The 24,995-nt window shown below is 66.3% G+C and carries 4 protein-coding genes; 1 reads left to right on the plus strand and 3 read right to left on the minus strand.

What is annotated here, in order from left to right; genetic code table 11:
- The first annotated feature begins 2 nt into the window (after positions 1 to 2).
- A complete protein-coding gene (locus G6N15_RS07965) occupies positions 3 to 17,015 on the plus strand; it encodes a non-ribosomal peptide synthetase (protein WP_163747994.1) in 17,013 nt (5,670 codons plus the stop codon).
- Positions 17,016 to 17,061: 46 nt separating this feature from the next.
- Here the strand turns inward: G6N15_RS07965 and G6N15_RS07970 are convergent, their stop codons facing one another.
- The 3 genes from G6N15_RS07970 to pks2 all read right to left on the minus strand — a co-directional run bounded on the left by G6N15_RS07970 (position 17,062) and on the right by pks2 (position 24,981).
- A complete protein-coding gene (locus G6N15_RS07970; RefSeq protein WP_083089889.1) occupies positions 17,062 to 17,733 on the minus strand; it encodes a methyltransferase family protein in 672 nt (223 codons plus the stop codon).
- A 52-nt stretch (positions 17,734 to 17,785) separates the two neighbouring features.
- Positions 17,786 to 18,457 (minus strand): methyltransferase family protein, encoded by a 672-nt coding sequence (locus G6N15_RS07975; protein WP_372506520.1) that lies wholly within the window; start codon positions 18,455 to 18,457, stop codon positions 17,786 to 17,788.
- A gap of 161 nt (positions 18,458 to 18,618) precedes the next feature.
- On the minus strand, positions 18,619 to 24,981 hold the full coding sequence (gene pks2 / locus G6N15_RS07980) for a sulfolipid-1 biosynthesis phthioceranic/hydroxyphthioceranic acid synthase (protein ID WP_083089890.1): 6,363 nt from the start codon (positions 24,979 to 24,981) through the stop codon (positions 18,619 to 18,621).
- Positions 24,982 to 24,995 lie beyond the last annotated feature (14 nt).

Below are 24,995 nucleotides of genomic sequence, written 5' to 3' on the forward strand. Positions count from 1 at the left end.
CGATGGAACTGGATGATAAGGCGCTTCCCCTTACGCGCGGACAGCTCGACATATGGCTGGCCCAGGAATCGGGCCACTTAGATGCAGACTGGCATATCGTCGCATTCGTCGTCATCAACGGCGCGATAAATCGGGATGTACTTGAACAAGCGATCCGGGACGTGGTCGCAGAGGCTGAACCGATCAGGGCCGCCATCTTTGAAGTGGGTGGTCAGGTCTTCCAGCGGCCGATTGACGACCCGGACGTTGAACTTCCCTTCTACGATCTCAGAGAAGTACAGAATCCCGTCCAGGAAGCCTATCGACGTGCCGAATCAATCCGGCGCACGCCGATGCCCCCAAGAGGCCCGCTATTCAAATTTGCGCTATTTCGCACGCGGTCGGATCAATTCTACTGGTTCTTGTGCGTCCATCACTTAGTAACCGATGGATTCGGAATTGCACTTTTTGCTAATCGGGTCGCCGCGGTCTACTCCGCGCTTGTTTCCGGCACGCCCGCGCCGCCTGCTTTTTTCGGCTCCCTGCGGGAAATGGTCGACCGCGAGGCCGAATACGAGACATCGAAGGATTACACCGAAGATTTAGCGTATTGGAATGCGAATCTTCCCCCGGATAGCGCGGCGCATTTTAGCCTTTCTCAATCGGCGGACACGCGTGATCCGAGTTCCGTTTCCGAAGCGGTTCAATTGGATCCCCAGGTCATCGACCGTGTCCATGAGTTGGCCAACGCATTGAATATGCGGCGGTCGTCGGTAATCACCGCGGCCTGTGCCCTGTTGACCCGGGGATGGTGCGCTGAAGACTCCCAAGTGGCGCTCAATTTCCCCGTCAGTCGGCGAGCGAGCCCGGAATCGGCGACCTTCCCGGGAATGGTTTCCGGCGTTGTACCACTGGTGTTGACCGTTTCCCCTGACGCTACGGTCGCGGATTTCTGTGGGCATGTCGACACCCGCATACGCGAAGCGGTGCAGCATCAGAGGTTCCCTGTACACGCCCTTGAGCGCAAAGTTCGGCCCGACCGGCCAAGGCTGGCACGCGAGCGAGTCGGTGTTAACTTCATCCCCTCGATAACGCTCCTGCCTTTCGCTGCTGCTCCTGCGTCCGGCGTGGTTACCGGTCTGGGCCGCGTAGACCACTTCGGGCTGTTTTTCTTAAGCGCGGACGGGCAGCTTTCTTTGAGCACAGCGGGCGCTGGTCAGCGGTTCGACAATTTGGACGTCTCCGATTTAGCGCGACGGTTGCAGCAATTACTGGTGGCGATGACCGCGGATCCAGGGCGGTCATTGTCGTCGGTCGACCTGCTGGGCGAAGACGAGCACGCTCGGCTGTGGGCCTGGGGGAATCAGGCGGTGTTGAGCCGTCCCGCGACAGCGGCGTCAATCCCAGCGTTGTTCGCGCAGCAGGTGGCCCTCACGCCGGACGCCGTGGCGATCACCTGCGGCCAGCGTTCGTGGACCTACCTTGAGGTCGAGCAGGCCGCTAACCAGTGGGCGCACCTGCTGGCCGGCCATGGAGTGGGCCCCGGCGAGTATGTGGCCCTGCTGTTGTCGCGGTCGGCTGAGGCAATCGTGGCAATCCTGGCGGTGCTGAAGACCGGAGCGGCGTATCTGCCGATCGACCCGGTGGTACCGCCAGGGCGGGTCGCATTCATGCTCGACGACGCCGCGCCTATAGCCGCAATCACCACCGCGGAGCTGCGCCCACGGCTGGACGGCCACGACCTGCTGATCATCGACGTCGACAACCCCGGTGCTGCCACCGAACCCAGCACCGCTTTACCCGCGCCTGCTCCAGACGACATCGCCTACATCATCTACACCTCGGGCACCACCGGTGTCCCCAAAGGGGTGGCGATCACCCACCAGAACGTGACTCAGCTGCTCGAATCACTCGATGCGGGGCTGACCGCGCCAGGGCCGCCAAAGGTGTCGACGCAGTGGCATTCGTTGGCATTCGACGCATCGGTTCGAGAGATCTGGGGTGCGCTTCTGCATGGCGGGCGGCTGGTCGTTGTGCCGGAGGAAGTCGCCGGCTCACCCGAAGACTTACACGCCTTGTTGGTCGGTGAACGCGTCGACGTGCTGACCCAGACGCCGTCTGCGGCCGGAGTGCTGTCTCAAGAGAGACTGGACTCGGTGGCGCTGGTGGTGGGCGGAGAGACCTGCCCCGCCGAGCTGGTGAACCGCTGGGCGCCGGGCCGGCTGATGCTCAACGCCTACGGCCCCACCGAGACCACGATCGACGTGTCGATCAGCGCGCCGCTGACACCGGGTTCGAGCCCGCCACCGATCGGTTCGCCGGTGGCTGGCGCAGCGTTGTTCGTGCTGGATGGGTGGTTGCGCCCGGTACCGACCGGGGCGGTCGGTGAGTTGTATGTCGCCGGTCGCGGCGTGGCGTACGGATACGTGCGCCGATCCGGGTTAACTGCTTCGCGGTTCGTCGCCTGCCCGTTCGGCGGCTCGGAAGTGTCAGGCGCACGCATGTATCGAACCGGGGATCTGGTGCGCTGGCGCGCCGACGGTCAGCTGGACTACCTGGGGCGCGCCGATGAACAGGTGAAGATACGCGGGTACCGCATCGAACTGGGCGAAATCCAGGCAGCACTGGCCGACGTTGACGGGATAAATCAGGCGGTGGTGCTCGCTCGCGAGGACCGCCCCGGCGACAAACGCCTGGTCGGCTACGTCACCGGAAGCGCCGACCCGACCGACATCCGCGCCGCGCTGGCTGAGCGGTTGCCCGAGTACATGATCCCGGCGGCGGTGGTCGTATTGGAGGCGTTGCCGTTGACGGTCAACGGCAAGCTCGATAAACGGGCCCTGCCCGCGCCGGAATACATCCATGCCGACCGTTACCGCGCGCCGGCCAACGCCATCGAGGAGCTTTTGGCCGGCATCTTCGCCGAGGCACTCGGCTTGGAGCGGGTCGGGGTCGACGACTCATTCTTCGAGCTCGGCGGCGACAGCATCTTGTCAATGCAGGTGGCGTCACGGGCGCGTGCCGCCGGCCTGATGTGTCGGCCCCGCGACATTTTCGTCGAGCAGACGGTGGCGCGGCTGGCCGCGGTTGCCGAGGTGGTCGACGGGGGTGACGAACCGGTCGATGGCGGTGTCGGCCCCGTGATTGCGACCCCGATCATGCGCTGGCTGCACGACGTGGAGGGCCCGAGGAAGCAGTTCAACCAGACGCTGCTTCTGCAGGCGCCCGCTGGGGTTACCGAGGCCGATGTGGCGGTAGTGCTGCAAGCGGTGGTGGATCGGCATCCCATGCTGCGGGCCCGTGTCCAGGACGACGGCGCCGGCGGCTGGACGTTGCAGGTGCCAAAGGTCGGATCAATAGACGTCCGCAGGTCGGTGCAAGCGGTGGACGCGCTGTCTACCGAGGCGCTGGCCAGCACGCGGTCGCAGCTCGACCCGGCCGCCGGTGTGATGTTCAGCGGGTTGTGGGTGACCTCCACCAGCCAGCTGATGCTCGTCATTCACCATTTGGTGGTTGATGGGGTGTCGTGGCGAATCCTGTTGGAAGACTTCAACTCTGCCTGGTCCCAACATCAGAGCGGGCAGCCGCTGGTGTTGCCGGCGACCGGGACGTCGTTTGCTCGGTGGGCGCAGCTGCTAAGTGAGTACGCACGCCGACCAGACGTGGTGGAGCAGGCTGGCGCGTGGCGGCAGCTGGCGGCGGCGCCGGCCTCGCTGCCCGCGGTGCGGCCGGAGGTGGACACCTATGCCAGCGCCGGGTTGTTGTCGGCGGCGCTGGACGCCGAGACCACTCGGATGCTGTTGGGTGCGGTGCCGGCGGCGTTCCATGCCGGAATCCACGACATTTTGTTGATCGGGTTCGCTTTGGCGGTTTCCGAGTTTGTGGGCACCCGCGGACCGGTCGGGATCGACGTCGAAGGCCACGGGCGCCACGAGGAATTGGCCGACGGCCTTGACCTTTCGCGCACGGTGGGCTGGTTCACGACCAAATACCCGGTGTCGTTGACGGTCGGCGGGCTGGATTGGGCGCAGGTGACCGCCGGTGAGCCGGGGTTGGGGACCCTGATCAAGGACGTCAAGGAGCAGCTGCGCGCTCTTCCGGATCCGCTGACCTACGGCGTGTTGCGCTATTTGAACCCGGAGGTGGACCTTGACGGATCTGATCCGCCAATCGGCTTCAACTATCTAGGGCGCCTCGGCGGCACGGCCGGCCACGCGTCAGATCAGCCGTGGCGAATCAGCGAGGAGGGCTGGGCGCTCACCAGCGCCGCCGCGGCGATACCCATGCCGTTGGCGCACACGCTAGAGCTCAACGCCGGAACCCTCGACACCGACGCCGGCCCACAGCTGCACGCGACGTGGACGTGGGCCGCCTCAGCGCTGGGCGACCCAGAGGTCAGTCGGCTGAGCGAGTTGTGGTTTGACGCCTTGCGCGGTATCTGCGCGCACGTGCGAGCCGGTGGCGGCGGGCTGACGGCGTCGGATATCGCGCCGGCCCGGCTCAGCCAGCAGCAGATCGACGAGCTGTGCCGGCACTACCGGATAGCTGACATCTTGCCGTTGACGCCACTGCAGCAGGGGCTGCTGTTTCACGTCAGCAGCGGCCAGGACGGCGGCGACGACGTGTACGCGGTGCAACTGGATCTCACCCTCACCGGCCCGCTTGACCCGCACCGGCTGCAACATGCGGTGCACACCGTCGTCGCCCGGCATCCGAACCTGGTGGCTCGATTCTGCGACCAATTCGACGAACCGGTGCAGGTCATTCCGGCTGATCCCGTCGTGCCCTGGCGCTACGCCGAGTTCAACCGTGACGGCGTCGATGTCGAGAAGCAGATCCAGCAGCTGTGTGCCGTCGAGCGTGACGCCGTCTACGAGCTCGCCGACCAACCAGCTTTTCGGGCGGCGCTGATCCGCATCGCTGCAGACCGGCACCGGTTCGTGCTGACCAACCACCACATCGTGCTCGACGGCTGGTCACTGCCGATCCTGCTGGGAGAAATCTTCGCCGCGTACTACGGCGAGCGCCTACCCGCGCCCGTGCCGTATCGCCGGTTTGTCAGCTGGCTGGCCGATCGCGACCTCGATGCCGCCGGTGCGGCCTGGCGTGAGGTGCTCGCCGGTTTTGACACCCCGACACTGGTCGGCCCGCCGGATCGGTTAGGGCTGGGACGGCGAGGCGTTGAATCGTTCCGGGTGCCGGAGCAGACAACCCGCGCCATCAGCGAGCTGGCGCGATCGCGCCACACCACCCTCAACACCGTGCTGCAGGCTGCTTATGCGCAGCTGCTGATGTCGCTGACGGGCCGCCAGGATGTGGTGTTCGGAACCACGGTCTCGGGCCGGCCCGCCGAACTCGGCGGCGCCGACTCAATCGTGGGGCTGTTGATCAACACGGTGCCGGTACGGGCAACCGTCACTCCCACAACCACCACCGCCGAACTGCTCGATCAACTGCAAAGCACGCACAACGCCACGCTCGAGCACCAGCACCTAGCGCTACGCGACCTTCACCGCCTCACCGGTCATGACCGACTGTTCGACACGGTTTTCGTGTACGAGAACTATCCGCTCGACACGGCCGCGCTGCTCGCAGGCCGAGAATGGGCGGTTACCGAGTTCAGCGTCCGTGAATACAACCACTACCCGCTTGCGCTCGTAGCGATGCCGGGCGTCGAACTAGAGCTTCGCGTCGAATTCGACAGCGACGTTTTCGACGCCGACGCCGTCGAGGCGCTGGTCGACCGGTTGCAGGGAGTGTTGGCCGCCATGACGGCCGACCCCGCACGCCGACTTTCCTTGACGGATCTCCTCAATGAGCGTGAGCGCGCCCGCCTCGGCCAGTGGGGCAATTGGGCGGCGTTGACGCAGCCGACGGCCGCGGCGGCGTCGATTCCGCAGGTCTTCGCTAGCCAGGTCGCGCGTGCTCCGGAGGCCGTGGCGGTGAGTTGCCGAGGCCGCACCATGACCTATCGCGATGTTGACGAGGCGTCCAACCGATTGGCGCACCTGCTGGCCGGCCATGGAGTCGGCCCGGGTGAGTATGTGGCGCTGCTGTTTCCCCGGTCCGCCGAGGCGATCGTCGCGATCCTGGCGGTGCTGAAAACCGGGGCGGCGTACCTACCGATCGACCCGGCACACCCGCAGACTCGCATCGAGTTCATGCTTGCCGACGCCGCGCCGATTGCCGCGATCACCGCTACCGAGCTAGCCGACCGGCTGGACGGGTTCGATACGGTGACCATCGATCCCGACGACCCGGCCCTCGACCGCCAACCTGCTACGCCGCTACCGGCTCCGGCGCCCGACGACATCGCCTACATCATCTACACGTCCGGCACCACCGGGGTTCCGAAAGGGGTGTCGGTCACCCACCACAATGTGATCCGGCTGTTCGATTCGCTGGAAGTCGGCATAGAAGTGGGACCGGAACAAGTCTGGTCGCAGTGTCACTCCTACGCGTTTGACTACTCGGTGTGGGAAATCTGGGGTGCCCTGCTGCATGGCGGGCGGCTGCTGGTGGTGCCCGAAGAGGTGACCGCTTCCCCGGACGACTTCCACGCTTTGTTAGTTGCTGAGCGGGTCAGCGTCTTAAGCCAAACCCCTTCGGCGGTCGGGGTGCTCTCCCCCGAGGGGTTGGAGTCAACGGCACTGGTGGTTTCCGCGGAGGCGTGTCCGGCCGATGTGGTGGATCGGTGGGCACCCGGGCGGGTGGTGATCAACGGGTGCGGCCCAACCGAGACCACGGTCTACGCATCGCTCAGTAGACCGCTGGCAGCGGGATCAGGAGAACCGCCGATCGGTTCGCCGGCGCCGGGAGCGGCGTTGTTTGTGCTCGACGGGTGGCTGCGCCCGCTGCCGGCCGGGGTGGTCGGTGAGTTGTATGTCGCTGGCGCCGGCGTTGGCGCCGGTTATGTGCGCCGGCCGGGGTTGACCGCGGCGCGGTTTGTGGCGTGTCCGTTCGCCGACGGTGGGGTGCGGATGTATCGGACCGGGGATTTGGTGCGCTGGCGCGCCGACGGTCAGCTGGATTATCTGGGCCGTGCCGATGAGCAGGTCAAGATCCGCGGGTATCGCATCGAACTCGGCGAAATCCAGGCCGCCCTCGCGAGTTTGGACGGTGTGGAGCAGGCGGTGGTGATCGCCCGTGAGGACCGCCCCGGCGACAAACGCCTGGTGGGTTACATCACCGGTACCGCCGACCCGGCCCACCTCCGCTACCAGCTGGTGGAGCGGCTACCTGCCTACATGGTCCCGGCGGCCGTGGTGGTGGTAGACGCGCTGCCGCTGACGGTCAACGGCAAATTGGACAGGCGTGCCTTGCCGGCACCCGACTACACCGAGACTGGCGGGCATCGGCCTCCGGCCAACGCGATCGAGGAGATCCTGGCCGGCGTCTACGCCCAGGTACTGGGTGTGGAGCGGGTCGGCGTCGACGACTCCTTCTTCGAGCTTGGCGGCGACAGCATTTCGGCGATGCGCCTCACCGCGGCGATCAACACCGGCCTGGACGCCAACCTTGCGGTGCGCGCCGTGTTCGAGGCGCCCACGGTGGCCCAGCTGGCGCTCCGGATCGGTGCTGGAGGTGCGGGTCGCCTCCAGCCGTTGACGTCGGCCGAACGGCCGCCGGTGATTCCGTTGTCGTTTGCCCAGCAGCGGTTGTGGTTCCTGGACCAGCTGCAGGGACCGTCACCGATCTACAACATCGCAGCGGCGCTGCGGCTGCACGGGCCCCTTGACGCCGACGCCCTGCAGGCAGCGCTGGTCGACGTGGTGGGCCGCCACGAAAGCCTGCGCACCGTGATCGCCACGGTCGACGGAACACCCCAACAGGTAGTGCTTCCGGCACAGCAGGCCGAGTTCGGGTGGGACCTTGTCGATGCCACCGAATGGTCGGCAACTCAGCTGGAGGAGGCACTCGACACCGCGGCCCGTCACACTTTCGGTCTGGCGACTGACATCCCGTTGCATACACGGCTTTTCAAGCGCGCTGATAACGAACACATCCTGGTGCTCGTGGTCCACCACATTGCAGCGGACGGCTGGTCGCTCAGACCGCTGGCGCGTGACCTGAGTGTCGCTTATGCCAGCCGCCACCAGGGGCGGGCACCTACCTGGGCGCCGCTGCCGGTGCAGTACGCCGATTACACGCTCTGGCAGCACAGGCAACTGGGCGACGCCGACGATCCCAGCAGCCAAATCGCGGCGCAGCTGGAGTTTTGGGAGCAGGCGCTCGCCGGCATGCCGCAACGCCTAGATCTTCCTACCGATCGGCCCTATCCCGCGGTCGCCGACCTGCGCGGCGCGCGGCTGAGTGTGGAGTGGCCGGCCGAGCTGCAGCAGCAGGTGGCGCGGGTGGCGCGTGAACACAACGCCACCAACTTCATGGTGATGCAAACCGCCCTGGCGGTACTACTTTCCAAGTTGAGCGCCAGCAGCGACATAGCCGTCGGGTTCCCGATCGCCGGTCGCCGTGACCCCGTCCTCGATGACCTTGTCGGGTTTTTCGTCAATACCTTGGTACTGCGCGTCGACCTGAGCGGCAATCCCAGCGTCGCCGACCTACTGGCGCAAGTGCGCACCCGCAGCCTGGCCGCCTACGAGCACCAAGACGTGCCGTTCGAAGTGCTCGTCGAGCGGCTCAACCCCGTCCGAAGCCTGGCCCATCACCCGTTGATCCAGGTGGGGTTGGCCTGGCAGAACAACGCCCCCGCCGAACTCGCCTTGGGCGACGTACATGTCAGCCGGCTGCCGGTGGACACCCACACGGCCCGCATGGACCTGGCTATCTTTCTTGAGGAGCACTGGGACGCAGGCGGGCAGCCGGCCGGCATCAGTGGGACGGTGGAGTTCCGCACCGATGTCTTCGACGCCCCCAGCATCACAACACTGATCGAGCGGTTGCAGCGGGTATTGGCGGCTATCACTGCCGATCCCAGCCGGCCGTTGTCGGCGATCGATGTACTCGACGAGCCTGAGCAGGCCCGGCTGGATGAGTGGGGTAACCGGGCGGTGCTGACGCAGCCGCCGCCGACGCGGGTGTCGATTCCGGAGCTGTTCGCCACGCACGTGGCGCATGCTCCGGAAGCAGTAGCGCTGACATGCGATGACGTTTCGTGGACCTACCGCGAGCTGGACGAAGTATCCAACCGGTTGGCGCACTTGCTAACTGCACATGGGGCGGGTCCGAGAAATTGTGTGGCGCTGCTGTTGCCGCGCTCCGCTGAGGCCGTCGTGGCGATGCTCGCCGTTCTGAAGACCGGGGCGGCCTATCTGCCGATCGACCTAGCACACCCGGTGGCACGTGTCGGGTTCATGCTCGGCGACGCCGCCCCGATCGCCGCGCTCACCACCACGGGCTTGCGGTCGCGATTGGACGGGCACGAGCTACCGGTCGTCGAGGTCGACGACCCCCGCATCCCGACCTATCCTGCCACCGCATTGCCGGCACCGGCCCCGGAGGACATCGCCTACCTCATCTACACCTCGGGCACTACTGGCGTTCCCAAAGGTGTAGCGATCAGCCACCACAACGTCACCCAACTGCTGGCGTCGCTAGATGCGGGCTTGCCGGCAGCAGGGGTATGGGCACACAGTCACTCCGCGGCCTTCGACGTCTCGGTATGGGAGATTTTCGGAGCGCTGCTGCGGGGCGGACGTCTGGTGGTGGTGCCCGAGTCGGTCGCAGCGTCGCCCGAAGACTTCCACGACCTGCTGGCTGCTGAACACGTCAGTGTGCTGACCCAAACCCCTTCTGCCGCAAAGGTTCTCTCTCCCGAGGGGCTGGAAGCGGCGACATTGGTGACAGTTGGTGAGGCCTGTCCGGCCGAGGTGGTGGAGCGGTGGGCACCCGGGCGGGTGATGATCAACGCCTACGGTCCGACCGAGACGACGATGTGCGTAGCGATAAGCACGCCGTTGACGCCCGGCTCGGTTGTCCCGATCGGTTCGCCGGTGCCAGGGGCGGCGTTGTTTGTGCTCGATGACTGGTTGCGTCCAGTGCCCGCCGGTGTGATCGGAGAGTTGTATGTGGCCGGCGCCGGGCTGGCGTATGGGTACGTGCGCCGGGCGGGGTTGACCGCATCGCGGTTTGTGGCGTGCCCCTTCGGGAAGCTTGGGGCCCGGATGTATCGCACCGGCGATCTGGTGCGCTGGCGCCCCGATGGGCAGCTGGACTATCTGGGCCGCGCCGATGAGCAGGTCAAGATCCGCGGCTATCGCATCGAACTCGGCGAAATACAAGCAGCGCTGGCTGCTTTGGATGGGGTCCAGCAGGCGGCGGTGGTTGCCCGCGAGGACCGCCCCGGCGACAAGCGCCTGGTGGGCTATTTCACCGGCTCCGCCGACCCGGCCCAGATCCGCGCACAGCTGAGCGAGCGGCTCCCTCGCTACATGGTGCCGGCCGCAGTAGTGCAGCTCGACGCCTTGCCCTTGACAGTCAACGGCAAGCTCGACATTCGGGCCCTGCCAGCGCCTGAATACCAGCATGCCGATCGGTATCGCGCGCCGAGCAACGCGGTCGAGGAAATCCTGGTTGGCATATACGCCGACGTGCTGGGCTTGGAGCGGGTCGGGGTCGACGACTCCTTCTTCGAGTTGGGTGGGGATTCCCTGTCAGCCATGCGCGTGATGGCCGCAGTCAACGCCAGCCTCGATGCCCATGTCGCGGTCCGGACCCTGTTTGAGGCGCCCACGGTGGCCCAGCTGGCACCGCGGATTGGGGTGGGAGGCGCAGGACGGCTTGGGCCGTTGACACCGGTGGAGCGGCCGGCGGTGGTGCCCTTGTCGTTCGCCCAGCAGCGATTGTGGTTTATCGACCAGTTGCAGGGGCCCTCACCGATCTACAACATGGCGGTGGCGTTGCGGCTGCGCGGGCGCCTTGATTCCGACGCACTGCGGGCGGCGCTGACTGATGTGGTGGAGCGCCATGAAAGCCTGCGGACTTTGTTCGTAGCGGTCGACGGGATACCGCAGCAGGTGGTGGTTCCTGTGGAGCAGGCTGACTTCGGCTGGGAGGTGATCGATGCCAGTGCCTGGTCGGAAACCCAGCTAGACAAGGGTATCCACGCCACGGTGCGGCACACTTTTGACCTCGCCAGCGAGATCCCTTTGCGGGCAAGGCTTTTCCGAATTGCAGACGAAGAGCACGTGGCGGTGGCCGCAGTGCATCATATTGCCGCGGACGGTTGGTCGATCACCCCGCTGGTGCGCGACTTGGGAATGGCCTACGCCAGCCGGTGTACGGGAATGGCCCCCGAATGGGCGCCATTGCCAGTGCAATACGTCGATTACACGCTGTGGCAGCGAGCTCAGTTCGGTGATCTGGCCGATAGTGAGAGCCCGATCGCGGCCCAGCTGGCGTACTGGGAACATGCGCTGGCCGGGATGCCCGAACGCCTTGAGTTGCCTACCGATCGGCCTTATCCGGCGGTCGCGGATCACCGTGGCGCCCGGGTGACCGTTGACTGGCCGGCTGAGCTACAACAGCAGATCGACCATCTGGCCCGCGAGCACAACGCCACTAGCTTCATGGTGATGCAGGCTGCCCTGGCGATACTGCTTTCCAAGGTCAGCGCCAGCAGCGACATAGCCGTTGGGTTCCCCATCGCCGGGCGCCGCGATTCCGCCCTCGATGAGCTCGTCGGATTTTTCGTCAACACCTTGGTGCTGCGCGTTGATCTAACCGGGAACCTCAGTGTGGCAGAGCTTCTCGAGCAGGTACGGGCGCGCGCCCTGGCCGCCTATGAGCACCAAGACGTCCCCTTTGAGTTGCTGGTAGAGCGGCTGAAACCCACCCGAAGTTTGGCTCATTCCCCGCTGGTGCAGGTGGTGTTGGGCTGGCAGAACTTCGCATGGGCCGGCGACCCTGTAGCCACGGTGCCGCTGGGTCACCTAGAGGTCACGGGGATGCCGGTTGACACGCGCACCGCTCGTATGGATCTCACGTTTGTCCTGGCCGAACAATGGACAGAAACCGGCGAGCCCGCCGGGATCGGCGGGCTGGTGGAGTTTCGCACCGATGTCTTCGACGCGGCCAGCATCGAGACGTTGATTGAGCGGTTCAGGCGGTTGGTAGCGACCATCACCGCCGACCCGGCTCGGCGGTTGTCGTCGATTGATGTGCTCGATGCCGCCGACCATGCCCGGTTGGAGGGTTGGGCGAACCGGGCAGTGTTGACTCAGCCGGTGACTGCAGCGGTGTCGATTCCGGAGGTGTTTGCCGCCCGGGTGGCGCAGGCACCTGAGGCGGTGGCGGTCAGCTTCCAGGGCCGCGCCATGACTTACCGCGAGGTTGATGCGGCGTCTAACCGGTTGGCGCATCTGCTGGTGGACCACGGCGTGGGCCCGGGGCAGCGGGTGGCGGTGTTGGTGCCGCGTTCGGGCGAGGCGGTTGTGGCGATTTTGGGGGTGCTCAAGGCGGGGGCGGCGTATGTGCCGTTGGATCCGGCGCACCCGGCGGCGCGGATCGAGTTTCTGCTTGATGATGCCGCCCCGATCGCGGCGATCACGACGGCGGACCTGCGCCCGCGGCTGGACGGCCACAACCTGCTGGTGATCGACATCGACGACCCCGCCATCCGCACCCAGCTCGCGACGGGGCTGGCGGCGCCGGCCCCGGAGGGTATTGCGTATTTGATCTACACCTCGGGCACCACCGGTGTGCCCAAAGGCGTGGCGGTGCCGCATGGCAACGTGACGCGGTTGTTGGAGACGTTGGCCGCCGATATCGGGGGCGCCGGGGTGTGGTCGCAGTGTCATTCGTTGGCGTTCGATTTTTCGGTGTGGGAGATCTTTGGTGCGCTGCTGGGTGGGGGGCGGCTGGTGGTGGTGCCCGACGCGGTGGTGCGCGCCCCGGAGGAGTTGCACGCGCTGCTGGTGGCCGAGCGGGTCAGTGTGTTGAGCCAGACCCCGTCGGCGTTTTATGCGCTGCAGTCCGCCGACGCGCTGGCCCCCGAGCTCGGCCAACGGCTGGCGCTTGAGGCGGTGGTGTTTGGTGGGGAGGCGTTGGAGCCGCAGCGGCTGCGCCCGTGGCTGGGCAACCACCCGGATGCGCCGCGGTTGATCAACATGTATGGCATCACCGAGACCACGGTGCACGCCTCCTACCGGCCGATTACCGCCGGCGATGTGGAGGCGATGGCCAGCCCGATCGGGGTGCCGTTGGCGCATCTGGGGTTTTTCGTGCTGGATGGCTGGTTGCGTCCGGTGCCCTCGGGGGTGGTGGGCGAGTTGTATGTGGCCGGCGCCGGGGTGGCGTATGGGTATGTGGGCCGGGCGGGGTTGACCGCGGCGCGGTTTGTGGCGTGTCCGTTCGCCGACACTGGGGTGCGGATGTATCGGACCGGGGATTTGGTGCGCTGGCGCGCCGATGGGCAGTTGGATTATCTGGGCCGTGCCGATGAGCAGGTCAAGATCCGCGGCTACCGGATCGAACTCGGCGAGATCCAGGCCGCCCTCGCGAGTGTGGACGGTGTGGAGCAGGCGGTGGTGATCGCCCGTGAGGACCGCCCCGGCGACAAACGCCTGGTCGGCTACATCACCGGTACCGCCGACCCGGCCCAAGCGCGCGCCCAGCTGGCCGAGCGGTTGCCGGGCTATATGGTGCCCGCGGCGATCGTGGCCCTGGAGGCGTTGCCGTTGACGGTCAACGGCAAGCTGGACACCCGCGCCCTGCCGGCCCCCGAGTACGCCGACGCGGCGGGGTATCGCGCCCCCGGTGATGCGGTGGAGCAGATTTTGGCCGACATTTTCGCCGAGGTGCTGGGCTTGGAGCGGGTGGGGGTGGACGACTCGTTCTTCGAGTTGGGTGGGGACAGCATTTTGTCGATGCAGGTGGTGGCCCGGGCCCGGGCGGCGGGGGTGGTGTGTCGGCCCCGTGATGTGTTCGTCGAGCAGACGGTGGCCCGGCTGGCCCGGGTGGCCGCGGTGGCCGACGCCGAAACCGGCGTGGTCGATGAGGGTGTGGGCCGGGTGCCGGCGACCCCGATCATGCGCTGGCTGGCCGGTTTTGACGGCGCCATCGAGCAGTTCAACCAGACCATGGTGGTGCAGGCCCCGCCCGGGGTGACCCAAACCGATGTGGTGGTGCTGGTGCAGGCGTTGCTGGATCGCCACGCGATGCTGCGCGCGCGCCTCGAACACCACGACACGGCAGGCGGGTGGGTGCTGGTGGTGCCCGAGCCCGGATCGGTCGACGCCGCCGAGCGGGTGCACACCGTGGAAGCGCTGTCGGATGAGGCGTTGGTGGCGGCCCGCTCGGGGTTGGATCCGGCGGCCGGGGTGATGCTGCGCGCGCTGTGGGTGGCTGACACCGGGCGGCTGGTGGTGCTGATTCACCATTTGGCCGTGGATGGGGTGTCGTGGCGGATCCTGCTCGAGGACCTCAACGTGGCCTGGGCCCAGCACCGGGCCGGCCAGCCGATCGCGTTGGCGGCGCCGGGGACCTCGTTTGCCCGCTGGGCCGCCCTGCTGCACGAGCACGCCCAGCGCCCCGAGGTCACCGCCACCGCCCAGACGTGGCGGCAGGTGGCCGGCGCCCCGGCCGTGCTGCCCGCGCCCGACCCGAGCGTGGATACCTACGCCACGGCCGGGCATTCCTCGGCGCAACTGGATGTGGAGAGCACCCGGATGCTGCTCGGTGAGGTGCCCGCGGCGTTTCACACCGGCATTGGCGACATCCTGGTGATCGCCTTCGGCATCGCGATCACCGAGTTTGTGGGGGACCCCACCGGCCCGGTGGGTGTTGATGTGGAGGGTCATGGCCGCCACGAGGAGCAGTTGGGTGCGGAGCTGGATCTGTCCCGCACGGTGGGCTGGTTCACCGCCAAATACCCGGTGGCGTTGCGGGTCGCTGGCCTGGACTGGGCGCAGGTGGTCGCCGGTGGGCCCGGGTTGGGGGCGCTGATCAAAGACGCCAAAGAACAACTGCGCGCCCTGCCCGAGCCGCTGAGCTACGGGCTGCTGCGCTACCTCAACCCCGACATCGACCTCGACGACCCAGATCCGCCGATCGGGTTCAACTACCTAGGCCGCCTCGGCGGCGCGTCGGGCGAAGCTTCTAGCGAGCTGTGGCGGATCAGGACGGAAGGGTTGTCGGCGATCGGTGCCACAGCCGCGGCTATCCCGATGGCGTTGGCGCACACCCTCGAGCTCAACGCCGCCACCGTCGACACCGAGACTGGCCCGGCGCTACAAGCCGGCTGGAGTTGGGCGCCCTCGGTGCTCGACGACACCCAGATCACCCGGCTCAGCGAGTTGTGGTTTGAGGCGTTGCGCGGCATCTGCGCGCACGTGCGCGCCGGCGGCGGCGGGCTGACCCCGTCTGACATCGCCCCCGCCCACCTGAGCCAGCAGCAGCTCGACGAGCTGTGTCGGCACTATCGGGTCGCTGATGTGTTGCCGCTGACCCCGCTGCAGCAGGGCCTGCTGTTTCACGCCAGAGCCGCCCAGGCCAGCGGCGACGATGTGTATGCCGTGCAGCTGGCCATCACCATCACCGGCCCCCTCGACCCGCACCGGCTGCGCGAGGCCCTGCACACCGTCATCACCCGCCACCCCAACCTGGTGGCCCGCTTCTGCGAAGAGTTCGACGAGCCGGTGCAAATCATCCCCGCCCAACCCCAAACACCATGGCGCTACGTCGAACTCGACGGCGTCGACATCGACGAACAGATAAACCAACTCTGTGCCGCCGAACGCGCCGCGGTATGTGAGATGGCTGACCAGCCGGCTTTTCGGGCCGCGCTCATCCGCACGGCACCCGACCGGCACCGGTTCGTGCTTACCAACCATCACATCGTGCTCGACGGCTGGTCCATGCCCATCCTGATGCGCGAAATATTCGCCGCGTACTACGGCCAGCGATTGACTGCGCCCGTGCCGTATCGCCGCTTCATCACCTGGCTGGCTGATCGTGACTTCGATGCCGCCCGCGCGGCGTGGCGCCATGTGCTCGACGGCTTCGACACCCCCACCCTCGTCGGACCGGCGGATCGCTTAGGGCTAGGACGGCGAGGTGTCGAATCGTTCCGGCTTCCCGAGGAGACCACGCAAGCCGTTGTGGAGTTGGCGCGCTCGCAGCACACCACTGTCAGCACCGTACTGCAGGCCGCTTTCGCCCAACTGCTGATGTGGCTGACCGGTCAGCACGATGTCGCCTTCGGCACCGTGGTCTCGGGCCGACCCGCCGACTTGGATGGCGCCGACTCGATATTGGGGCTGTTGATCAACACCGTGCCGGTGCGAGCACGCATCACCCCCACCACCAGCACCGCCGACCTACTCGACCAGCTGCAGAACACCCACGGTCGCACACTCGAACACGAGCACTTGGCGCTGCGCGAAATCCATCGCATCGCCGATCAAGAGCAGTTGTTCGACACTGTCTTCGTATACGAGAACTATCCGATTGACCCCGGCCAGATATCGAGCGTCGACGGCTTGACGATCAGCGACCTCGCCAACCGCGACTGCTACCACTACCCGCTTACGATCCAAGCCGTCCCGGGCAGCGAAATCGGCCTTCGTGTCCAGTTCCGCACGGACGTTTTCGACGCGGAAAGCATCGAGGCGCTGATTGACCGGTTCCAGCGGATGTTGGTGACCATGACCGCCGACCCGACGCGACCGCTGACGACGATGGACCTGCTCGATGAGGCTGAGTACGCCCAGCTGGATGGATTCGGCAATCAGGTACCGACCAAGCCTGCCGATACTGCGATGCCAGAACCGGGAGACCACGACACAGGCGGTCGCTACCACGGCCCGGCCAACCTAGTCGAGCAAATCTTGGCCGACATCTACGCCCAGGTCTTGGGCATAGAACGCGTCGGGGTCCATGAGTCGTTCTTTGACTTGGGCGGAGATTCACTGTCTGCCATGCGCGCGATCGCCGCGATAAACACAGCCCTGGATATTCGACTCCCGGTGCCTGCATTATTCGACGCGCCGTCCGTGAGAAGCCTGAGCCAGCAATTGCACCGGCATGTCGGCGCGGTGGAAGAATCTCCCGCCTCGAGCCGAGCCAACGATCTGTAGAGCGCGCCCGTGGATCCAGGGCGAGAGAAGGCCCGGTCGTTGGCGGTTACCAGATACCTGGCACCAGGCGATAGCGAACTTCTTGGGCATACTCGCGGTAACCGGCCAAGTCGTCCTTGAGCAGCTTCTCTTCGTCGCGGATGCGGAAGGCTAACCCGCTGACGCCAGGCACGACGAAGACGAGTCCCCAGTAGGAGTCCAGCGCCAGCGGTATGCCGACCATCATGATGACATTGCCGGCATACATCGGGTGACGCACAAGCCCATACAAACCGGTGGAGACGAGCTTCTGGCCGGACTCGACCTGCACGGTCGCGGCCGCGTGGCTGTTTTGGAGCACCACCAGCATCGCTACGCCCAGCCCAACTGCGACCAGGACATCGCCAACCAAAGAGATGGCCGTCGGTACCGGCGACCAGCCAAAGCGATGGTCAAGCGCGCTGACCACGAACATCGCCGCCAGCGACAGCCAAAGGGCCGCCATTGCAACCTTTTGCGCCGTTCTGGTCTCCGCTTTCGGTCCCCCACGCATCCGCCGCTCAAGCACCGCGGGATTCACTCGCAGCAAGTAAGCGCTGAAGATCCGCGTCGAGATTGCCAAGACGACCAACACCCATGCTTGCCAGTAAGCGAACGTGCCGGCAGGCAAAAACAGCAGCAAGCCCAACAGGACAAGGAAACCAAGCCCGGACACCAACATTTTAGGAATGGTCTTCACAGGCTTTCTTCCACGTCAATGGCGGTCGGGGCGGGTGCAAGTCGTGCGGCTGCTACCACACACTCGGCACCAGCCGATAACGCACCTTCTCTGTGTATTCGCGGTATCCGTCCAACTCGTCTCGCAATAGCTTTTCTTCGTCGCGGATACGCAGAGCGAGTATCAGGAGGCAAGGGATGACGAAGACGAGTCCCCAGTAGGAACCGAGCGCGAGTGGGACGCCGACCATCGCGATCGCATTGCCGGTGTACATAGGGTGGCGCACCAATTCATATAGCCCGGTTGAGGCGAGCTTCTGGCCGGTCTCCACGCGGACGACTCCGGCCGCGTAGCTGTTCTGAACGAAAACCAGCACCGCTACACCGAGTCCGACGGCTACCAGAACGTCACCCGCCAAGCAGATTGCCGTTGGTAGCGCCGACCAGCCAACACGGTGGTCGAGGGAGCTGACTACGAACATCGCCGCCAGCAGCAGCGACAAGCCGACCATAATGACCTGTTGAGCCCTACGGGGTTCGCCCACCGGCCCCCCGCGCATCCGTCGCCGGAGCATAGCGGGATTCGTCCGCAGCAAGTAGATGCATGGGATCCACGTCGCGAGGACAACTCCTAAGAAAACCCATGCTTGCCAGTAGTCGAACGTGCCGGCAGGCACGAAAAGCAATAAGCCGAACGCGACAAGTGTGAATAGCACGTGCGCCACCGCGTTACGAATGGCTTTCACAATTCCTCTTCCGTCGGGTGCCGCTGCCACAGTACACATTGCGCGAGCCAGCCACATCGCGGGGTAGCAAAGCCTCAACACCGGGAAAACACCGGTCTCACTAATGCACAGCAGCCACAGCAGCGGCAGATCGCGAAATAATCGCCGTCGAGAAACCCCTCTTAGGCAGCTTCCACGGGCGTCAGCTTTTCGCACAACAGGCCGGCCAAACCGCGAATGGTCCCAATCTTGGTCAGGTCGGCCGGATTGATCCGGATCCCCGTTTCGGCCTCGATACGGGCACGCAGTTCCAGGGCGCCCAACGAGTCCAGACCGTACTCGGTGAGCGGCCGGTCCGGGTCGATGCTGCGCCGCAGGATCAAGCTGACCTGCTCGGAGAGCAGACGCCGCAGCCGGGTGGGCCACTCCTCCAGCGGCAGCTCCTCGAGCTCGGCACGCAGTTTGCTTGTGCCCGCGGCATTTTGACCCATCGACCGGAACGACTCGGCGAATGGGCTGCGCTCTGCGAAGGCCGACAGCCATGGTGCGCCCGTGATCGGCGCATACCCCGTGTAGGCGCGGTCGTGCCGCAGCAGCGCCTCGAACGCGTACGCACCGTCATCGGGAGCGATAGCAACACCAGCGCCTTCCGCCAATCCGGACGCCTGCCCGATTTCGCCCCACGCGCCCCACGCGATCGCCGTCGCCGGCAGCCCCTGCGCCCGGCGCCACCGGGTAAACGCGTCCAGCCAGCTGTTGGCCGCCGCGTAGGCACCCTGGCCCGGCGAGCCCACCAGCGCGGCGGCCGAGGAGAACGAGCAGAACCAGTCCAACGGCTGGTCAGCTGTCGCCGTGTGCAGGTTCCACGCGCCGTAAACTTTTGGCGCCCAGTCCCGTTCGACGAGCTCGTCGCTGATGTTGCCCAGGGTGGCGTCCTCGATCACCGCGGCGGCATGCAGCACGCCGCGCAGCGGCAGCCCGGTGGCGGTCGCTGTGGCGACCAACCGCTCAGCCATACCGCCCTCGGCGATGTCGCCGCACTCCACCACGACGTCGGCACCCGTCCCGCGGATGCGCTCGATTACCTCCAGCGCCTCGGCACTTGGCTGCGACCGCGACGACAACACGATGCGCCCGCAGCCGGTCCCGGACTCCGGAGAAGCCATCTTCTCGGCCAAGAACAGCCCGAGCCCACCCAATCCCCCGGTGATGATGTAGGCGCCGTCCGAACGGAAAACGTCCACCTGTGCCGGTGGCACCACCACCCGGCTGGACCCGGTGCGCGGGATGTCGAGCACCAGCTTGCCGGTGTGCTGGGCGCTGCTCATCACCCGAATAGCGGTGGCGGCCTCTGCCAATGGATAGTGCGTGCCTTCCGGCATCGGCAGCACACCCTCGGCCGTCAACTGGTACACGGTGGCCAACAAGTCGTGCAGCAGCTCCGGATGGGTGACCGTCATCAATGCCAGGTCGACGCCGTAGAACGCGAGGTTGCGCCGGAACGGGAAGAGCCCCAACCGGGTATCGCCGTAGATATCGCGTTTGCCGATCTCGATGAAGCGTCCCCCGAACGCGAGCAGTTCCAGGCCCGCGCGCTGAGCGGCGCCGGTGACCGAGTTGAGCACGATGTCGACGCCGTAGCCGTCGGTGTCGCGGCGGATGGCATCGGCGAACTCCAGGCTCCGCGAGTCGTAGACATGCTCGATACCCCAGTCGCGCAACAACTGTCGGCGCTCGTCACTGCCTGCGGTGGCGAAGATCTCGGCTCCTGTGGCGCGGGCGATGGCGATAGCCGCCTGCCCCACACCGCCGGTCGCGGAATGGATCAACACCTTGTCGCCGGTCTTGATCCGCGCCAGGTCCTGCAGGCCGTACCAGGCGGTGGCGTGCGCGGTGGTCACCGCCGCCGCCTGACCATCCGACAGCCCCGCCGGCAGCGTCACGGCCAACCGCGCGTCGCAGGTGACGAACGTGCCCCAACAGCCGTCAGGGGAAAGGCCCCCGACGTGATCGCCCACCTTGTGGTCGGTCACATCTGGTCCGACCGCAGTCACTACTCCGGCGAAGTCGGTGCCCAGCTCGGGCAGCCGCCCCTCGATGGCGGGGTAACGGCCGAACGCAACCAGCACGTCGGCGAAGTTGATGCTGGACGAGGTGACCGCGACCTCGATCTGTCCCGGCCCGGGCGAAACCCGCTCGCAGGCAACGAGTTCCATCGTCTGCAGGTCACCGGGTGTGCGGATCTGCAGGCGAATCCGGTCACTCTCATGGTTGGCGACGGTGGTTTTGCGCTCTTCGGGAAGCAGCGGAGCAAGCGACAACCGCGCCGTGTACCAGGCATCGTTTCGCCAGGCGGTCTCATCTTCTTCTGAGTCGCCGAGCAGTTGCTGCGCCAACCGTTCGGCGTCAGTGGCTTCGTCCATGTCGATCTGGGCGACCCGCAAGTGCGGATGCTCGGTGCCGATCACCCGCAGCAAGCCCCGCAGCCCGGCCTGCTCCAGATTGGGTCGGTCGCCGGCGAGCACCGTCTGGGCGTTGCGGGTCACGACGTAAAGGCGCGGCGATTCGCCGGAAATCTCGGGTAGTTCCCGCGTGATGCGCACCAGATGCTGCACATACTCGCGGCCCAGCCGCGGGGACTGGTCGTCGGCGCCGCCGTTCTTCGGCCCGGTCAGGATCACCACACCGCTAAATCCACCGGCCCGCAGGTGGTTTGCCAACTGTTCGCGGTTCGAGGCGTGGTCGGCCTGCGGTGGCCAGCACATCGTCGTGCATTGTGCGCCAAGGTTTTTCAGGACATCGGTCAACTTGGTGGCCACCACGTCCCCGGTCGGGGTGGTGCTGATCAGCAGCCAGGATCCGGCCTCGGCGTGTTCCGTGTCGGGCAACTCGCGGTGCCGCCATTCGATGGTTAGCAGCCGCTCGACCAACAACCGCTCTTTGTGGGCGTTGCCGGAGACTCGCGTACCCCACCGCGCTCCCTGCATGCTGAGCAGAACTGCCCCGTGCTCGTCGAGCAGCTCGAAGTTGGCGTCAACCCCGGTCGTATCGGCTTTGGTCACCTGCGCGTAGCAGTAGCTGGCGTTTCGAACCGGACCGTAAATGCGTATCCGCCGGGCGCCCAGCGGCAAGCCCAGCACTTCTTCGGCCAGCTTCCGAACCTCCGGATGCGACTCGATGGTCTGGAAGCAGGTGTCCAGCAGCGCCGGGTGCACCCCGTACGCGTCTTGCTGCGAACGGATTTGGCGGGGCAGCGCCACCTCGGCCAGCACGGTCTCGGTGTCGCCCTCGCCGGTGTGCACGGTGCCCAGAGCCGTGAACGCCGGACCGAACTGAACACCACGCTTGTCCAGGCGGGCGCGCACCTCGTCGCCCTCCTCGCGACCCGGATGCACGGCAAGCAGCGCGGAGATATCCCGCGCGGGCGGCTGCTCATCTTCTGCGGCCGCAAGGACTGCCGCGGCGTGCCGCACTTGCTGGCCGCCCTGATTTGTCTCCACGGTGAAGTCCAGAACGCCGGGCGACGACACCGACGCCGAAGCGCCGATCGTTGTCTGCTCATCCAGCCGAAGCGCCTGCTCGTAGCGGATGTCGCGAACCTCAGCGTCCTCGCCGAGAACTGCGCGCGCCGCGGCCAGGGCCATTTCACAGTAGGCGGCGCCGGGCATCACAGGCACATCGCGGATTTGGTGGTCAGCGAGCCAAGGCTGGGCGGCGGTACCCACCTCCCCTTGCCACACGTGGCGCTCAGGTTCCTCCCGCAAGTGCACATGCGGGCCCAGCAGCGGATGCACCGAAACCGTGCAACCCCCGTGGATCGGGGATTCCTGGTTCTCGCGGCTCCACATCAGGTGACGGTGCGTCCAGGTCGGCAGCGGAGCATCGACCAGCCGACCGTCCGGGTAGAGCACCGAGAAGTCGACCGCTGCGCCGGCATTGTGCAGATCAGCCACAAAACGCCGCAGCCCGTAGGGCAGCGGCTGCTCGCGCCGCATGGCGGCCAGCGCGGCCATCGGCATGTCGATGCCGCGGGCGGTCTGCTCGAGAGCATGAGTGAGCAGGGGATGTGGTGACACCTCGGCGAAGACCCGGTACCCGTCCTCCAAAGCGGCCTGCACCGCCGCGGCGAACCGCACCATGCGGCGCATGTTGTCCGCCCAGTAGCGGGCATTGCAGACGGGTTGTTCGCGCGGGTCGAACAGCGTCGCCGAGTAGAAGGGAACTTCCGGCGTCATCGGGTTGAGCTCGGCGAGCGCTTCGGTCAGCTCGCCGAGGATGGGGTCGACTTGAGGCGAATGGAAAGCGACGTCGGTGGGAACCTCGCGGGCCATCACGTCACGCTGCTGCCACGCCTCGACCAGATCGTGGACGTTCTGCGCGGCGCCGGCAATCACCGTGGACTGCGGTGACGCCACGATCGCCACCACGACGTCGGTGATCCCGCGGGCCGTCAGCTCCGAAAGCACTTGCTGTGCAGGCAGTTCCACCGATGCGGTAGCACCTGAGCCGGCAACGCGCGACATCAGCTGCGAGCGTCGGCAGATCACCCGCAGCCCGTCCTCCAGCGACAGCGCACCCGCGGCCACAGCCGCCGCAGCCTCACCGAGGGAGTGCCCGATGACCGCGCCCGGGCGCACCCCGTAGGACTTCAGCGTGGCGGCCAGCGCGACCTGCATGGTGAACAGCGTCGGCTGGATGCGGTCTTGGCCCGTCACCACCTCAGCCGCCGAGATCGCCTCGGTCACCGAGAACCCGGACTCGCGGGCGACCACCGGCTCGGCTTGCGCGACGGTGGCGGCGAACACCGGCTCGTCGGCCAGCAATTGTGCGCCCATCGCCGCCCACTGAGAACCCTGCCCGGAAAACACCCATACCGGCCCGCGGTCGTCTTGGCCGACTGCGGGTTGATACGGCGCATCGCCGTCGGCGACCTCCCGCAACGCGTCGCTGAGCTCGGAGCGGTTGCTCGCGATCACGGTGGTGCGTACCGGGCGGTGTGCGCGCCGGCGCGCCATGGTGTAGGCCAGATCAGGCAACGCCACGTCGTCGTGTGTCTGCACCCAGTCAGCCACCCGGCCGGCGGTGCGGCGCAGTTCCTCGGCGGACGTGGACGACAGCGGAAACAGCAGTGGTGTCGTCGCTTCAGCTTCCGCGCTGTGTTGCGCAGTGGTTTCGGATGTCTCGGGAGCTTGCTCGACGATCGCGTGTGCGTTGGTTCCCGAAAACCCGTACGCCGACACCGCCGCCCGCCGTGGCGCGTGGCCATTGGTGGGCCACGGCGTATTTTCTTGCGGCACAAAGAGATTGGTTTTGATCTGGGTGAGCTCGTCGGGAAGGTGGCTGAAGTGCAGATTCCGCGGAACGACGCCGTGCTGCAGAGCCAGGACAGCCTTGATCAAACCCAACGTTCCCGCGGTGGACTGGCTGTGACCGAAATTTGTCTTCGCGGCTGCCAGCGCGCACGGGCCGTCGATGCCGTAAACCTCGGCCAGGCTGGCATATTCGATCGGGTCGCCGGTGGGGGTGCCGGTGCCGTGCGTTTCCACCATGCCCACAGTGGCCGCGTCGACACCGGCCACGGCCAATGCAGCCCGATACGCTGCGACCTGTGCGGGCTGCGACGGCGTGGTGATGGTTACCGTGCGGCCGTCGTTGTTCAACGCGGTGCCGCGCACCACAGCCAAGATCCGGTCGCCGTCGCGCAGCGCATCCGGTAACCGTTTGAGCAACACCACCGCGCAGCCCTCGCCGCCGACGAACCCGTCGGCGCCGACATCGAAGGCGTTGCAATGTCCGGTCGGAGACAGCATGCCGCCCGCCGACCCCGCGGAGAACTTGCGCGGATCCAGCGCAACCGCCGAACCGCCGGCCAGCGCAAGGTCGCATTCACCGTCGTTCAGGCTGCGGCACGCCATATGCACGACCACCAGGCCGGCCGAGCATGCGGTATCCACCGTCAGCGCGGGACCATGCAATCCCAGCGCATAGGAGATCCGCCCTGAGGCCATGCAGTAACCGTTGCCCAAAAATCCGTAGGGCCCCTCCAAGGCGTGGGCATCAGCGGCCAGCAGTTGATAATCGTTATGCCCCAACGCCACGTACACGCCGGTCTTCGAGCCGGCCAGCCCTGTCGGGTTGAGCCCCGCGTGCTCCACAGCCTCCCAAGACGTTTCCAGCAACAACCGGTGCTGCGGATCGATCGCGGTGGCCTCCGCCTCACTGATCCCGAAGAAATCGGCGTCGAAACCGCCCACGTCGTCGATGAAGGCGCCCCACTTCGTCACCGACCGGCCCGGCACCCCGGGTTCGGGGTCGTAGTACTCGTCGGCGTCCCAGCGCTCGGGCGGAACCTCGGTAACCATGTCGTCGCCGCGCAGCAACGCCTCCCAGAGCAGCTCAGGCGAGTCGATACCGCCGGGCAGCCGGCAGGCCATGCCGATGATCGCAACCGGAGTCACCGACGCAGTCCCATTGCCGTTGCCGGGCGACGGATTCGCCGACGGTGAGCGGTCCCCGCGATCATCGAGCGCCCCAAATGAAACCATTCCGCCTCCTCACA

Source organism: Mycobacterium noviomagense (assembly GCF_010731635.1).
Taxonomy (GTDB): domain Bacteria; phylum Actinomycetota; class Actinomycetes; order Mycobacteriales; family Mycobacteriaceae; genus Mycobacterium; species Mycobacterium noviomagense.

Bases quoted from the DNA above. Each gene is read 5' to 3' on its own strand.
- G6N15_RS07965 (WP_163747994.1), top strand. From the start codon at position 3: ATGGAACTGGATGATAAGGCGCTTCCCCTTACGCGCGGACAGCTCGAC.
- pks2 (WP_083089890.1), bottom strand. From the start codon at position 24,981: ATGGTTTCATTTGGGGCGCTCGATGATCGCGGGGACCGCTCACCGTCG.